Origin of the sequence: Francisella sp. SYW-2 (assembly GCF_008711475.1) — a bacterium.
Taxonomy (GTDB): Bacteria; Pseudomonadota; Gammaproteobacteria; order Francisellales; family Francisellaceae; genus Francisella; species Francisella salimarina.
In genome coordinates, this window is the sequence record NZ_VXKO01000002.1 from 1 (window position 1) to 15,003 (window position 15,003).

Consider the following 15,003-nt stretch of genomic DNA (forward strand, 5'->3'; position numbering starts at 1 on the left):
AGGTGTATTCATATCAGCATAAAATGCTGATATGAAACACAAAAGTAAGATTTTGAGTCAGATTTATCTAAAAAATACTCAATATTAAAACATATGAAAAAGGGCTTTCATTAACTCAACAGCCTTTTTTATCAAAAGATTAACTCAGTATATTTGATTCAAAAATATACAACAATGTTTTTTGAGTTATAGACTCATCTTAAAGTTATTTAGCAATTAACCCTTATAGGACATTTCCAGTTAAAGTTTTCTGGTAGCTTAGTTATTATTTTTGGGAAATCTTTTTTTAGAAATATTATTAGTGAAATTGATCTTAAAGTTTTTATATACATTAGTAACATAAATATTGAGATCATAGTTTCATAGAAATATCTCATTATTTTTATACTGCCTTTTATTTCAAAGTTTAGATAGATGATTTTATCAAAGACTATTAACACTAAAAATGCTAATAGTGTTAAAAGTATAAACGTAATGAAACTAGTTATTACTTTCCTTAGGATTTTTAAACTTGGAGTAATATAAAAAGTATTGTTTTTATTATCAAAAATAACGGCTTTTAGTTTGTTTAATTTTTTTATTTCTTGAAAAGAAAGGTACTCAGTAAGTTTATTTAGTAAGTAAATATCTCTAAATCTCGGTGGAGCTATTGCAAATTCACGCTTGAGAAAGTTTTTATGATCTATCTTAAATTGTAAATACAAAGCTGCTCTAGCGATAGGGTCTGTAGTAGAGTTTATTTTCTCTATTATTTCAGCCATATCTTTTATCTTATGATGACTAAAGACATTTACTTTCTCAGTTTCACCAAATAAAAAATTAAGTGCATAATAGAGTATTGCTACAGGGATAACTAATAGTAACTTGTAGTTAGGATCAATCAAAAATTCAAATAATTCCATGGTAACTGATATCCATAATTAGCTTATAAGCAATATTTAATATTCTTTAGTTACTAAATTCAATAGTGATCTATTATGCTATTTGTTAAGTTTGTTTTTAGTGTTATTGATGTTATCTTAGATTTATCAAGATGTTCACTGTGGGTGATGGCTTTGTATAGAATAGAAACTGATAGTATGGGGGAAGTCAAAGTTGATGACAGATATTATTGGGGTGCTCAAACTCAGCGATCTATAGAGCATTTCTCTATAGGTAAGGATTTGATGCCTATAGAAGTTATCAAGGCTTTAGCCATTATCAAAAAAGCAGCGGCAATTACCAATAATGAGCTAGGTACTTTGCCTACAAATAAGCGAGATATCATTGTTACAGTTTCTGATGAGATAATTTCCGGCCAGCTTGATAATCATTTTCCACTACATGTTTGGATGACCGGCAGTGGTACGCAATCAAATATGAATGTCAATGAGGTTATTTCAAACAGAGCGATTGAGCTACTAGGTGGCAAAAAGGGTAGTAAATCTCCTATTCATCCAAATGATGATGTCAACATGTCACAATCATCAAATGATGCCTTTCCAAGTGCGATGTATATTGCTACTGCTTTTGAGATAAATAAACAATTATTACCAACTCTCGAATACATGTATGAGGATCTAAAAAGAAAGAGCAACGACTGGCAAGCTATCGCTAAGATTGGCAGAACTCATATGCAAGATGCTGTGCCACTAACTCTCGGACAGGAGTTTTCAGGCTATGCGGCGCTACTTGAGAAAAATATTGAAAGAATCAAACAATCTTTAAAAGATGTATATGAGTTAGCTCTCGGAGGAACAGCTGTTGGTACTGGCTTAAATGCACCTAATGGCTTTGCTGAAATTGTAGCGAAACATATCGCTTCTATTACTGGGTTACCATTTGTTACAGCCACAAATAAATTCGAGGTGCAAGGTTCACATGACGCTTTAGTTGCGATTATGGGTCAGCTCAAAACTTTAGCAAATTCACTATTTAAGATTGCTAATGACATTCGCTTATTAAGCTGTGGCCCTAGAGCAGGGTTTCATGAGTTGTTAATCCCTGAGAATGAGCCTGGATCATCAATTATGCCTGGAAAGGTTAATCCTACACAATGTGAAGCTATGGCAATGGTTGCTGCTCAAGTAATGGGTTATGATGTTGCTGTTGGTATCGGTGGCTCTGCAGGATATCTTGAAATGAATGTCTATAAGCCCTTGATTATTTTTAATATTATTCAATCGATTAAGATTATTTCAGATAGTTGTGTGAACTTTACAAAATATCTTTTAGAAGGAATGATGCCAAATCATGACAAAATAGATTCTTATCTCAAAAATTCATTGATGCTTGTTACAGCTCTTAGTCCAGTGATAGGCTATGATAAAGCTTCTAAAATGGCGCATTATGCAGATAGTAACAACTTATCGTTAGCTGAGGCAAATAAAGCTCTTGGTTTTTTGTCTGAAGAGGAGTTTAGTCGAGCCGTTGATCCATACAAAATGACAAAAGGTGGTATTATATAATGGATAACTCTTTCCAAAAACAGTATCCTAATTCGATCTGCTAACTCTTGCAAGAAACCTATTTCTAGTTTAATCTTTAAGCAATTTTATATTCAAGGTACTTATTATATGATCACAACAAGATTTGCACCAAGTCCAACAGGTTTTTTACATGTTGGGGGGGTGCGTACAGCGCTTTTCAGTTGGCTTTATGCTAAGAATAAAAAAGGTAATTTTATCTTAAGAATCGAAGATACTGATTTAGAAAGGTCTACTCAGGAAGCAGTGGATGCGATTTTAGATGGTATGAGCTGGCTTGGGTTAGAAAATGATGGCGAAATTTACTATCAGACAAAGCGTTTTGATAGATATCATGAAGTTATTAAGCAATTGATAATAGAAGGTAAGGCATATTATTGTAATTGTTCTAAAGAAAGGCTGGATGAGCTAAGAGAGTACCAGCAAGCAAATAATCTTAAAACTGGTTATGATGGTAAATGTCGTGATACAGGCTATGTGCCAAAAGAGGGCGATAGTTTTGTAGTTAGATTCAAAAATCCTACTGACGGAGTTGTAAGTTGGGATGATGCTGTAAAGGGTAGGATTTCAATTGCTAATCAAGAGCTTGATGACATGATTATCCAAAGAGCAGATGGTTCACCTACTTATAATTTTTGTGTGGTTGTTGATGATATAGATATGGATATTACACATATTATTCGTGGAGATGATCATGTTAATAATACTCCTAAACAAATCAACATATACAAAGCCTTAAATGCTCATGTTCCCGTATTTGCACATGTTCCAATGATTCTTGGTCCAGATGGGGCGAAGTTGTCTAAGCGACATGGTGCGGTCAATGTTATGCAGTACCGTGAAGATGGTTATTTACCTCAGGCTATACTTAATTATTTAGTTAGACTTGGGTGGTCGCATGGGGATCAAGAGGTTTTTTCTATAGATGAAATGATAGAATCCTTTAATTTGGAGCACATCAGTGCATCGCCATCACGTTTTGATTTTGAGAAACTTAAGTGGTTAAACAAACACTACATCAAAGAATCTAACTTTAAGGATATTAGGACAGAAGTTGAATATCATTTTGTCAAAGCTGGTTTGGATATCTCTAACGGCCCTGAGCTTCAAGATCTAGTAGCTGTTATGGCAGAAAAAGTTGATACTTTAGTAGAGCTTGCGGAAAAATCTGATTATTTTTATAGTGAAGATGTTTGTTATGATGAAAAAGCGGTTAAGAAGCATATCAAAGCAGCAACGGGGACAATATTTATTCAACTTCTAGAGAATTTTGAATCATTAAAGCAAGAGCAATGGCAAGATCCTAGTGCTTTACATGGAGTTGTAAGTGCTACAGCAGAGCAATGTGAAGTTGGTATGGGTAAAGTTGGTATGCCATTACGTATTGCTATTACAGGATCGGGACAATCACCTGATATTGGTATTACTCTGAAGCTTTTGAGTAAAGAAAAAGTGTTGTCCAGACTGCAAAAAGCAATCAAAGAGCTTTGTGAACTATAATCCTATATTTTTACCTTCTTCATTTTTTATAAAATCTAAAAGTTAATATCTAGATATCTGTATACAAAACATTTAGTATTTAAGTTTAGTACTTAACTTTTGGTTTTGTTTTGACTTATTCAATTATTGCTAAAAAAGGTAAACAGTATGGCGTAGGGACTATTACAGCATCTGTTGCTGTAGGAGGCTTTGTTCATCACGCTTTACCAAATCAGATAGTTTCAGCTACACAGGGGTATTATACCAACCATCTTTACCACTATTGGGCAGAAGAGTTACTAAAAGACCAAAACTCAACACAAGTTCTTAATAGAATTATTGAAAAAGATCTTAATTCAAATTATCGCCAATTTATTCTCATGGATAAGCAGGGTAATACAGCTGGTTGGACAGGTGAGTTTAACGATTCATTCTGTGGACATATCCTTAAGAAGAATTTAGCTGTTGCAGGGAATCGTCTAGTTGGTAAGCGGGTTTTAGATAATATGATTTCTGCGTATGAGAACTCAAAAAGTGATGATTTTGTTGAACAAATTATAGATTCGCTAGAGGCAGGATTGTTAGCTGGAGGAGATAAACAAGGAGCTGTTTCAATAGCTATAAGGGTTGTTAGTGAAGACCTTCCACCTTGTGACCTAAGGGTCGATTATTCTGAAAATGGAGTTATAACCGATATTCGAAAACTATATTCATATTATACTGCAAACAGTTATCAAGAATTTATAAAATCCATACCAACTATAAATAATCCACATAAAGCTGGATAGAAGATATTTTTTAATAAGAAAAACTATAAGAGAGATAAATATGAAGATTAATTATGATATTGCAGAGTTAAAAAAGTACTTTGATACAGCAGCAACTTTTAGCTCATCACAAAAAGGAGTTACTAGATTATTTTGTAGTAAAGAGCATAAGCAAATTATCCCTGTTATAGATGGCTGGATGCAAGAAGCAGGTTTTGAAACTCATTTAGATGCTTTGGGAAATGTTGTTGGCAGAAAGCAAGGTAAAAAAACCTCTAAAACCTTAATTATAGGATCTCATCAAGATAGTGTTATTGAAGGTGGAAAATATGATGGAATATTAGGTGTACTTTTACCATTATATGTGCTGAAAAAAATGCACGATGCGGGTATTGAGCTTGATTATAGTATTGAGCTCATAGCTTTTGGTGATGAAGAAGGTATTCGCTTTCCAGAGACTTTATTGGGAAGTAAAGCTTTAAATGGAGATGTATCTCTAGATGCCTTAATAAAAGCGACTGATAAAGATGGTATATCAATTTATGATGCTCTTAAATCAATCGGAGCCAATCCAGATGAAATTGCTAAATGTAAAAGAAATAAAGATGATGTTCTTGGGTTCTTTGAAGCACATATTGAGCAAGGTCCAGTTCTTGAACAAAAAGGGCTTCCAGTTGGCGTGGTAACTGCTATCACAGGGATACAAAGGTATGCTGTAAATATTCAAGGTAAGGCAAACCATGCTGGTACAACTCCTATGAATATGAGACAAGATGCTTTGGTTGCTGGAGCAGAGATTATTCGTTTCGTCGATAAACTATTCAAATCAACAGAAGATTTAGTTGGTGTTGTTGGTGAGCTAAATGTATCTCCTAATGCTGTTAATGTGATTCCTGATCATGTTGATATGACGATTGAAATACGCTCTCCACATAGTAGTTTGAGAAAAGAAGCAATGGAAAAAATTGCTGAATTCTTTAAAAGTGTTGAACAAGAATATAGTGTGAAAATTTCTTATACTAAAAATTATGAGATGGAAGGACCTTTCTGTGATGAGAAGATGCAAGATCAACTTCTTGATGCTATAAAAGAAGAAGGTGAAGCTCCTTTTTCATTGTTTAGTGGTGCTGGTCATGATGGTTTAGCTATGATTAATCTTACTCCTATCTCAATGTTATTCTTGCGTTGTAAAGATGGTTTAAGCCATCATTTTGAAGAAGAGATAGATTATAATGATGCTGTTATAGCTGCTAAAGTTATACAGAGATTCTTGCAAAAAATTGATTACTCATAGGAAGTAATACTATGAGTGATAAAGCTAGATTGGAGTCAAAGTGGTATCACAAAATTAGTGACCCAATGGTTATAATATTTATTGTTATAATCCTGGCTTCGATTTTGACATATATTATTCCAGCAGGCGAATTCACAAAAGATGTAGCTAGTGGAGTTACTACAGTTGGTACTAAGTTTTTTCATCGTTTACCTAATCATGGTATTAGTTTATTTGGCGTGTTTGAAGCAATTCCAAAAGGGCTAGAATCAGCTTCGGAATATTTGTTTATAGTATTTATTGCTGGAGGTTTATTTCACCTTCTTGATAAATCACAAGCATTAGAGCATGCCATAGGAACCGCAGTTAAGCATATAGGTTTTAAGAGAAAGACATTGCTAATCTTTTTGGCTACTTATATCTATGGTATTTTTGGAATAGCTGTTGGTTATGAGAATAATATCGCACTAGTGCCTGTAGCTTTGATAATATCAGCAGCTCTTGGTCTTTCAAGAGTTGTTGGTGTATGTATTGCTGTTGGTGGTATAGGCATGGGTTTTGCTCTGTCTCCTATAAATCCATATACTATTGGGGTTGCGCAAAAAATAGCTGATTTACCATTATTTTCAGGAGCTGGTTTACGAACTATTATGGTTTTTGTAGCTTTGACTATATTGGGTTTTTATATAGCAAAATTCATAGCTCCTAAAGAAGAGTGTCAAGAAGGGAAAGCGCTTTTATCTAAAAATATTGAAGATTATCATATGAGCCTAAGAGATATTTTGATCATACTGGTTTTTGCTTTAGGAATACTTGTTATAGCTGTTTGTTCAATCCTTTCAGGTATAACAAAATCTGATGGGCGATCAGTCTTAGGTATGCCTTGGTATATTAATCAGATTGCTGCGGTATTTTTAATTATATCTATGCTTGTTGCAGTTATTTGTAAATATAACCCTAATCAGTATGTGAAGTTTATGATGGAGGGAGCGTCGAGAGTTACTCCTGGAGCTTTAGTTATTGGTCTGGCTGCAGCTATTCAGGTGATTCTTAAAGAGGGTCAAATAATAGATTCTATTATTTATTACCTAGGTGATATGCTTAGTTATATTCCAGCTTCTGTTTCCGCTATTTTGATGACATTAGTTCAAAGTGTTATAAATTTCTTTATCCCTGGTGGGTCTGGACAGGCTCTGGCTACTATGCCTATCCTAATTCCTGTCGCTGATATGGTAGAAATGAAAAGACAGCTTATGATATTAGCATTCCAAGTTGGAGATGGCTTTACTTATATGATATCTCCAACAGCAGGAGGGACTTTGGCAATGTTAGCTTTAGCTAGGGTATCGTATGTGAAGTGGTTAAGAGCGATTATACCTTTTATTATTTTTATGTACTTCGTATCTTGGATTTTTATATTAATAGCTCACTATATTAATTGGTCATAGCATAAAAAAAGCAAAAATTTTTAAAAACTGCTTGACTAGAGTCTAAAAGTCATTATAATACTCATTATTCCGCTGGAGACAGTGGTTTGAAAAGTCTTATGTCCCGTTCGTCTAGAGGCCTAGGACACCGCCCTTTCACGGCGGCAACAGGGGTTCGAATCCCCTACGGGATGCCAAATTTAAAAAGCCACCTTGAGTGGCTTTTTTTGTGTCATTAAAGAGTACTCTCTCTATCCGTTTTTATAGAAGCTTTATTGAGTTGGTTGAGGAACTATCTCTGTTTGTGTGGGTAGAGCAGTAGTATATGGCTCCATACTTTCAGTTATTACACTGTTTGGCGATACTCTGCAGTGTTTGCCAATAGTTATATCACCTAAGATTTTAGTGCCAGCTCCAATTATTACTTCATCTTCAACTGTTGGGTGACGTTTTGTGTATCTCAGCTTTGGATTTCCAGATGAGCCAAGAGTTACACCATGGTATAGTGATACATAATTTCCAACTATTGCTGTTTCACCAATTACAATACCCATACCATGATCAATGAAACAGTATGAGCCGATAGTTGCCCCAGGATGTATTTCGATTCCTGTTAGAAATCTAGATATATGAGACAGGAGTCTACCCAAAAATTTTAATTTACAACGCCATAGTAGATTTGCGGGTCTATGAAGTAATATTGCATGTAATCCAGGATATGCAAATATTGTCTCAAGAATGCTTGGAGCAGCAGGATCTTGATCTCGATAGTGCTGTATTAGTTTAATCATGGCGCCTCTAAGCGTTGTTGTGGTTTTATTATACTATTATAAAATCGATGTTTTAGCCATCCAAATAGGGTAGAATATCAATTGTTATTTGTATAGAGTATCAAAAGGTTGTGCTATGAATATATGTGACAATTTCAGTGAAACTATTGGTAAAACTCCATTGCTTAGGTTACATAAAATTGAGAGATTGTTTGACTTAAAAGCCAAGTTAATTGCTAAGTTAGAGTTTTTTAATCCGCTCTCATCTGTAAAGGATAGGGTGGCTCTGAATCTTATCGAAAATGCTGAAAAGGTTGGCGATATAAAGCCTGGTGCTACAACTTTGATAGAGCCAACGTCAGGCAATACGGGGATTGGACTGTCATTTATTGCTGCTGCAAAAGGTTATGATCTAATTATTACTATGCCAGAGACTGTATCGATTGAAAGGCGAAAATTAATACAACACTTTGGAGCCAAGCTTATATTAACTCCTGCGGCAGAGGGCATGACTGGAGCAATTGCCAAAGCCAATGACTTGTTAAAAGAATTAAAAGATAGTGTTATATTGGGTCAGTTCACTAATCCAGCTAACCCAGAAGCACACAGGGCTTCAACAGCCTTGGAAATCTGGCAAGATACTGATGGTGAGATTGATATTTTGGTTGCAGGTGTAGGCACGGGTGGTACCATTACAGGTGTTGCCGAAGTTCTCAAACATAAGAAATCTAGTTTTAAGGCAGTGGCTGTGGAACCTACATCTAGTCCTGTTTTATCCGGTGGTAAATCTGGTCCGCATAAAATTCAAGGTATAGGTGCTGGCTTTGTTCCAGAGATTCTAAATACATCTGTGATCGATGATATTGTTACAGTTAGTGATATGGATGCTTTAGAGTATGCTCGTTTAGTAGCGCGTGAAGAGGGTGTGCCTGCTGGTATCTCATCAGGTGCAGCATTGAAAGCGGCAATTGAAATAGCACAACGTATAGAGAATGAGAATAAATTGATAGTAGTTATCTTTGCGTCTAGTGCCGAGAGATACCTATCGACAGCTTTATTTACCGAAGATTAGATAGAGGTTTTTTCATATACGGCAAATGTAAAGTTAAACTCGTTTTTATCATCTTTTTTGAATTGTTTATGGCCTATGCGTTTGTATTTAGATTTGTCCCACTTAGGAAAGAAAGCATCAAGATCACTCATTTCTGTGTCGACTTCAGTTATATATAGTCTATCGGCATATTGCAAAAATTCCTTATAAATCTGAGCACCACCAATTACAAAAATCTCATAATGAGGTTTTGATTGCGCGAAGTTTAGGATTTCTTGAACACTGTTAATTATTAAACATTTGTCCTGCTTGTAGTCTTTATCTCTAGTTAGTATGATATTTTTACGGTTAGGGAGTGGGCGACCAATTGATTCAAAGGTTTTTCTTCCCATTACTATATAATTATTCTCAGTTATCTTTTTAAAGTTTTTAAGATCTTCAGAAAGTTTCCAGGCTAATGTATTCTCTTTGCCTATCCCAAGGTTTTTATCATAAGCTACTATTAGTGAAATCATTTTGATGTTGGGTTTTTACAATTATTTTGCAATATTTTAGCATTTTAAATAAATATAAAATACCTTTTGTAATTTATAAATTAAGTGTGATAAAATTTTACGGCTTATGTATTATAAGTAGAATGTTTAATTAATAAATCATGTATCTTTTAACCAAAAGTTATGTCAAAGGGTGTCGGTTTCGATATTTGGCGTGACTAAGATACTAGATATAACCCAAATAAGGAAAATCAAAATGTCTTTAATGAAAGAAATGTTATCTGCTGGTGTTCACTTTGGACACAAAAAAGCTTTCTGGAACCCTCAAATGAAAGAATATATCTTCGGTATTAACCATGGTGTACATATTATTAACCTTGAGAAAACAGTTCCTCTTTTCCAAGATGCAGTTAACTTTGTTGGTAAAACTGTAGCTAATGGCGGTAAGGTTCTTTTTGTTGGTACAAAAAGACAAGCACAAGATATCATAGAAGCAGAAGCTAAAAGATGTGGTATGCCATTTGTGAGTCATAGATGGCTAGGTGGTATGTTGACTAACTATAAGACTGTTAGACAATCTATCAAAAGACTTGCTCAGTTAGAAAAGATGAAAGAAGATGGTACTTTAGATTCATTAACTAAGAAAGAAATGCTTCAAAATATCAGAACTATCGAGAAGCTAGAAAAAGTTCTTGGTGGAATCAAAGAGATGGGTGGCTTACCTGATGCTATCGTTGTTATTGATAGTAACAAAGAGCATATCGCTATTCAAGAAGCTCAAAAATTAGGTATCAAAGTTGTATCTATCGTAGATACTAACTCAAACCCTGAAGGTATTGATTACATCATCCCTGGTAATGATGATGCTGTTAAGTCAATATCTTTCTATATGGCAAAATTTGCAGATGCTGTTATCGATGCACAAGGTTTAGATAGAGCAGTAGAAGCAAAAGCTGAAGAAACTACAGAAGCATAAGAAACAAACAAGGATAAAACAATGTCAAATATTTCTGCTAAATTAGTGAAAGAACTTAGAGAAAGAACTGGTGCTGGTATGATGGAGTGTAAAAAAGCTCTAGTTGCTGCTGCTGGTGATATTGAAAAAGCTGCTGAAGAAATGAGAATTTCTGGACAGGCGAAAGCTGACAAGAAGGCTTCTCGTGTGGCGGCTGAAGGTGTTATCGAAGTTTATGCTGCTGATGGTAGAGCTGTTCTACTTGAAATCAACTCAGAGACAGATTTCGTTGCTAGAGATGATACTTTCAAAGCATTTGCTCAAAACGCTGTGAAAGCTGCTCATGCTTCAAAAGCTACAACTATCGAAGAAGTTTTAGCTGCTAAAACTGAGTCTGGTGAAACAGTTGAAGAAGCTCGTAAATCTTTAATTGCTAAGATTGGTGAGAATATTCAGGTTCGTAGAGTTAAAACTATCGAAGCTGGTAATTTAGGTGCTTATATTCATGGTGGTAGAATCGGTGTTGTTGCTGCTTTAGAAGGTGGTGACGATGAGCTTGCTAAAGATATCGCTATGCATGTTGCAGCTGCTAATCCTCAGTATGTTAATCCAAGTGATGTTCCAGCGGATGTTGTAGAAAAAGAGCAAGCTATTCAAGTAGAGATTGCTATGCAGTCTGGTAAACCTAAAGAAATCGCTGAAAAGATGGTTGTGGGTCGTATGAAGAAGTTCACTGGTGAAGTTAGCTTAACTGGTCAAGATTTCGTGAAAGATCCTAGCATCAAAGTTGAAAAGCTTGTTAAAGACAAGGGAGCTAAAGTAGTTAGCTTTATCCGTCTAGATGTTGGTGAAGGTATCGAGAAGAAAGAAGAAGACTTCGCGGCAGAGGTGATGAGCCAAATCAAAGGTTAATATATGTCTAATGATTCGTTAGAATGTTCTCAAAATGTTCCAAAGCTTAAGAGGGTCCTTCTTAAGTTAAGTGGAGAATCTTTATCGGCAGATCAAAGTTTTGGTATAAATGTTGAATCTGCTGCCCCTATCATAAATCAAATCAAAACTCTTGTTAACGCGGGTATTGAGCTAGCAATAGTTGTTGGTGGTGGTAATATCCTGCGTGGTGGCAGAGCTAATTTTGGTAATAAAATCAGAAGAGCTACCGCTGATTCTATGGGTATGATTGCTACCATAATCAACGCTTTAGCTTTGCGTGATATGCTTATTAGCGAAGGTGTCGATGCCGAAGCTTTTTCAGCAAAAGGTGTCGATGGTTTGTTAAAGGTGGCTAGTGCACATGAATTCAATCAGGAGCTTGCGAAGGGTAAGGTTTTGATATTTGCTGGTGGTACTGGTAACCCATTTGTGACTACAGATACTACGGCTAGTTTGAGAGCGGTCGAGGTTGGTGCAGATGCTTTGTTGAAAGCCACAACTGTTGATGGTGTGTATGATAAGGATCCTAATAAGCATTCAGATGCTAAGCGCTTTGAAAAAGTAACTTTCTCAGAGGTTGTTAGTAAAGAGTTGAATGTTATGGATTTGGGTGCATTTACTCAATGCAGGGATTTTGGTATTCCAATATATGTTTTTGATCTGACTCAGCCAAATGCTTTGATTGATGCTGTTGCTGATTCAAAACATGGTACGTGGGTTACTTTAGACTAATTGATTTTTAAAAAGGATTGTTTTTATGATAAACGAAATTCTAAAAGATGCTGAAAGCAGAATGACTAAGTCTTTAGAGGTTTTAGCCGATGATTTGGCTAAAATCAGAACGGGTCGTGCTCATCCTGATATTTTGGCTCATGTAACTATAGACTATTATGGCTCTGCCACACCGATTACTCAGGTGGCAAATGTTACAGTGCTTGACGCAAGAACGTTGGGTATTACTCCATGGGAGAAAGGCCTTTCTGGGCAAATTGAGAAGGCTATTATGACTTCTGATCTTGGTCTTAACCCAACTAACCTTGGTGATAGTTTGAGAGTTCCAATGCCTGCTCTTAATGAAGAGCGTAGAAAAGAAATGGTTAAGCTTGTTAAGTCTGAAACAGAAAGTGGTAGAGTTTCTATTAGAAATATTCGTCGTGATGCTAATAGTGACATTAAAGAGCTTCTTAAAGAAAAAGAAATAACTGAAGATGAAGCTAAGAGAGCAGAAGATAATATTCAAAAAATTACAGATAAAATGATTGCTCAAGCTGATGCGTTAGCGGTTAAAAAGGAGCAAGATTTAATGGCTGTCTAATTATTAGATTTCTTAATAAAACTTGTATTTCACTCTATTCTTTCTTATTATTTACGTAGTTTAAATATTTATATAAGTATTTGTCATGACCTTGGCTAAGGAAAATGCTCTTAAGCATGTTGCTATAATTATGGATGGTAATGGGCGTTGGGCTAAAAGTAAGCTAAAGCCAAGAATATTTGGTCATAGAAATTCTATATCTAGTGTAGATGCTTCTATAGAGTATTGTGCTGAGCGTAATATTCAGATGCTGACTCTCTTTGCTTTTGGTCGAGATAATTGGCTTAGGCCTGCTAAAGAAGTTTCTGATTTGATGGATCTTTTCTATAAGACTCTCAAAGATAAGACTCCAAAACTACATAAAAATAATATTGTTCTTAAAGTTATTGGTGATCGATCTAGGTTGCCAGACAAGCTTGTACGTATGATAGAGTATGGTGAGTCTGTTACAAAAGACAATACTGGGTTGCAGCTTAGGTTGGCAGTTGATTATGCTGGAAGATGGGATATTGTTACTGCTATGAAATCTATCTTTGAAGATGTAAGTAATGGTAAGATGCGTTTGAGTGATGTGACAGAAGAAAATTTTGCTAGTTATACGATCGCTGGCGAGATGCCGGTTGATTTACTTATTCGTACTAGTGGCGAGGTTAGGTTGAGTGATTTTATGTTGTGGCAGCTGTCGTATGCTGAAATGTATTTTACTGATGTTATGTGGCCTGAGTTTACTAAGTTTGAATTTCAGAAGGCAGAAGAATATTTTAACTCACGCCAGAGAAGATTTGGTAAGAGTGGTGAACAACTTGATAAGAGGGATGTATGAAAGAAAGGATAATAACAGGAGTATTGTTAGTAATTTTTGTTTTTGCGGGGCTTGTGTATGCAAGTGACTATCTTTTTGGTGTTGGTGTCTTTTTGGTCGCAATGCTTTCGGCATATGAATGGCTAAAGTTCACAAAGATTAGTCAGCAAGAGACGGTTAATTATCTTGTGATATTTATGATAATCTTGTTTGTTGTTTCTGAGTTTTTTGTTTATATTCAGTATGTTTTTCCAATATTTTGGCTGTATGCGATTTATAGACTTAGCGGATATGAGCGCCAGAAGTTTGATGCATTGTCTACCAATGAAATGTTGATACTTGGTATTTTTGCGATTTCGCCATTTGCTGCTTCATTATATGTGTTGCACACCAATTCAATTGCTTGGATATTTATGTTTATTTTGGTTGTGGCTGGGGCTGATAGTGGAGCTTATTTTACAGGTAAAGCAATGGGTAAGCGTAAAATGCTTCCTCGCTTGAGCCCAAATAAAACTATTGAAGGCCTTTTGGGTGGTATGGCTTGTGCGGTAGTTATTGCGGTTATATTTCTTTTATTTATGGATTTGAGCATTTTTGAATATGTATCTATGGTTGTTATTTCGGCTGTGGTTGCTGCTTTGTCAGTGGTTGGAGATGTTTTTGAGAGTATGATGAAGCGAATCGCTGGTGTAAAGGATAGTGGTAATATTTTGCCTGGTCATGGTGGTGTGCTTGATAGGTTGGATGGCTATATGCCTGCTCTGCCTATTTTTGTTACATTGGGTTACCTGGCAGGTGTATTTGTTGTGTAGGAGAGCTGTTTTGAATATAGAGCTAAAAATTTTAAATAAAGACATTGTCAAAGAGGTGCCTGAATATGGTACAGAAGGTTCGGCCGCAGTTGACCTTAGGGCTTGCATATCTCAAAAAGAGTTTTTGAATCCTGGGGAGTGTAAACTTGTTGGTACTGGTATTGCAATTAATATCGCAAATTCAGGCTATGCAGCTATGATTTTACCTAGATCAGGTTTGGGGCACAAGAAAGGTTTGGTATTGGGTAACGGTACAGGCCTTATTGACTCTGATTATCAAGGTGAGTTGATGGTTTCTTGTTTTAACCGTTCTCAAGAAGTTATAGAGATAGAGCCTCTGATGAGATTTGCTCAGCTTGTTATTGTTCCCGTGGTTCAAGCAAAGTTTGATGTTGTAGAAGACTTTTCCCAGCAGACAGTCAGGGCGGCTGGTGGGTTTGGTCACACTGGAGTTTGATTT

General features: G+C 35.6%; 16 protein-coding genes and 1 tRNA gene. 14 read left to right on the forward strand and 3 right to left on the reverse strand.

Annotated elements, in window-relative coordinates; genetic code table 11:
* Positions 1-209: 209 nt before the first annotated feature.
* On the reverse strand, positions 210-902 hold the full coding sequence (locus F3D57_RS00975; RefSeq protein WP_150464891.1) for a hypothetical protein: 693 nt from the start codon (positions 900-902) through the stop codon (positions 210-212).
* 153 nt (positions 903-1,055) lie between these two features.
* On the opposite strand from F3D57_RS00975, the gene fumC reads away from it, so the two are divergent.
* From fumC to F3D57_RS01005, 6 genes are all read left to right on the forward strand, one after another.
* Positions 1,056-2,447: a class II fumarate hydratase gene (fumC, locus tag F3D57_RS00980; RefSeq protein WP_150464957.1), complete on the forward strand. Its 1,392-nt coding sequence runs from the start codon at positions 1,056-1,058 to the stop codon at positions 2,445-2,447.
* A gap of 108 nt (positions 2,448-2,555) precedes the next feature.
* On the forward strand, positions 2,556-3,965 hold the full coding sequence (gene gltX / locus F3D57_RS00985) for a glutamate--tRNA ligase (RefSeq protein ID WP_150464892.1): 1,410 nt from the start codon (positions 2,556-2,558) through the stop codon (positions 3,963-3,965).
* Positions 3,966-4,075: 110 nt separating this feature from the next.
* Positions 4,076-4,732, forward strand: coding sequence for a DUF1028 domain-containing protein (locus F3D57_RS00990; protein WP_150464893.1), 657 nt, complete (start codon positions 4,076-4,078; stop codon positions 4,730-4,732).
* Positions 4,733-4,772: 40 nt separating this feature from the next.
* The gene (locus tag F3D57_RS00995; RefSeq protein WP_150464894.1) at positions 4,773-6,005 is read left to right on the forward strand and encodes a M20 family metallo-hydrolase; all 1,233 of its coding nucleotides are present in this window, start codon (positions 4,773-4,775) and stop codon (positions 6,003-6,005) included.
* Positions 6,006-6,016: 11 nt separating this feature from the next.
* Positions 6,017-7,432, forward strand: a complete 1,416-nt coding sequence (locus F3D57_RS01000) for a YfcC family protein (RefSeq protein ID WP_150464895.1) — start codon at positions 6,017-6,019, stop codon at positions 7,430-7,432.
* Between the two features lie 100 nt (positions 7,433-7,532).
* Positions 7,533-7,608 (forward strand) — tRNA-Glu (locus F3D57_RS01005).
* 75 nt (positions 7,609-7,683) lie between these two features.
* On the opposite strand, the gene epsC is transcribed toward F3D57_RS01005, so the two are convergent.
* Entirely contained in the window at positions 7,684-8,202 is a 519-nt protein-coding gene (gene epsC / locus F3D57_RS01010) for a serine O-acetyltransferase EpsC (RefSeq protein WP_150464896.1), read from the reverse strand.
* A gap of 115 nt (positions 8,203-8,317) precedes the next feature.
* On the opposite strand from epsC, the gene cysK reads away from it, so the two are divergent.
* Positions 8,318-9,253: a cysteine synthase A gene (gene cysK, locus F3D57_RS01015; protein WP_150464897.1), complete on the forward strand. Its 936-nt coding sequence runs from the start codon at positions 8,318-8,320 to the stop codon at positions 9,251-9,253.
* Here the strand turns inward: cysK and F3D57_RS01020 are convergent.
* Entirely contained in the window at positions 9,250-9,747 is a 498-nt protein-coding gene (locus F3D57_RS01020; protein ID WP_150464898.1) for a dihydrofolate reductase, read from the reverse strand. The two genes, cysK and F3D57_RS01020, sit on opposite strands and share 4 nt — an antisense overlap.
* 235 nt (positions 9,748-9,982) lie before the next feature.
* On the opposite strand from F3D57_RS01020, the gene rpsB reads away from it, so the two are divergent.
* The 7 genes from rpsB (at position 9,983) to dut (ending at position 15,000) form a co-directional block, all read left to right on the forward strand.
* Positions 9,983-10,702, forward strand: a complete 720-nt coding sequence (gene rpsB / locus F3D57_RS01025) for a 30S ribosomal protein S2 (RefSeq protein WP_013922008.1) — start codon at positions 9,983-9,985, stop codon at positions 10,700-10,702.
* Positions 10,703-10,723: 21 nt separating this feature from the next.
* Complete coding sequence (gene tsf, locus F3D57_RS01030) at positions 10,724-11,593, forward strand: translation elongation factor Ts (protein WP_149369141.1); 870 nt, start codon at positions 10,724-10,726, stop codon at positions 11,591-11,593.
* Between the two features lie 3 nt (positions 11,594-11,596).
* Positions 11,597-12,346 carry a UMP kinase gene (gene pyrH / locus F3D57_RS01035; RefSeq protein WP_150464899.1) on the forward strand — a complete coding sequence of 250 codons (750 nt, stop codon included), beginning with the start codon at positions 11,597-11,599 and terminating at the stop codon, positions 12,344-12,346.
* A 25-nt stretch (positions 12,347-12,371) separates the two neighbouring features.
* Positions 12,372-12,929 (forward strand): ribosome recycling factor, encoded by a 558-nt coding sequence (frr, locus tag F3D57_RS01040; protein WP_013922011.1) that lies wholly within the window; start codon positions 12,372-12,374, stop codon positions 12,927-12,929.
* Positions 12,930-13,014: 85 nt separating this feature from the next.
* Positions 13,015-13,752 (forward strand): polyprenyl diphosphate synthase, encoded by a 738-nt coding sequence (uppS, locus tag F3D57_RS01045; RefSeq protein ID WP_013922012.1) that lies wholly within the window; start codon positions 13,015-13,017, stop codon positions 13,750-13,752.
* Complete coding sequence (locus F3D57_RS01050; RefSeq protein ID WP_150464900.1) at positions 13,749-14,543, forward strand: phosphatidate cytidylyltransferase; 795 nt, start codon at positions 13,749-13,751, stop codon at positions 14,541-14,543. The genes uppS and F3D57_RS01050 overlap by 4 nt, the downstream gene beginning before the upstream one ends.
* Positions 14,544-14,553: 10 nt before the next feature.
* Positions 14,554-15,000 (forward strand): dUTP diphosphatase, encoded by a 447-nt coding sequence (gene dut, locus F3D57_RS01055; protein WP_146421723.1) that lies wholly within the window; start codon positions 14,554-14,556, stop codon positions 14,998-15,000.
* Positions 15,001-15,003 lie beyond the last annotated feature (3 nt).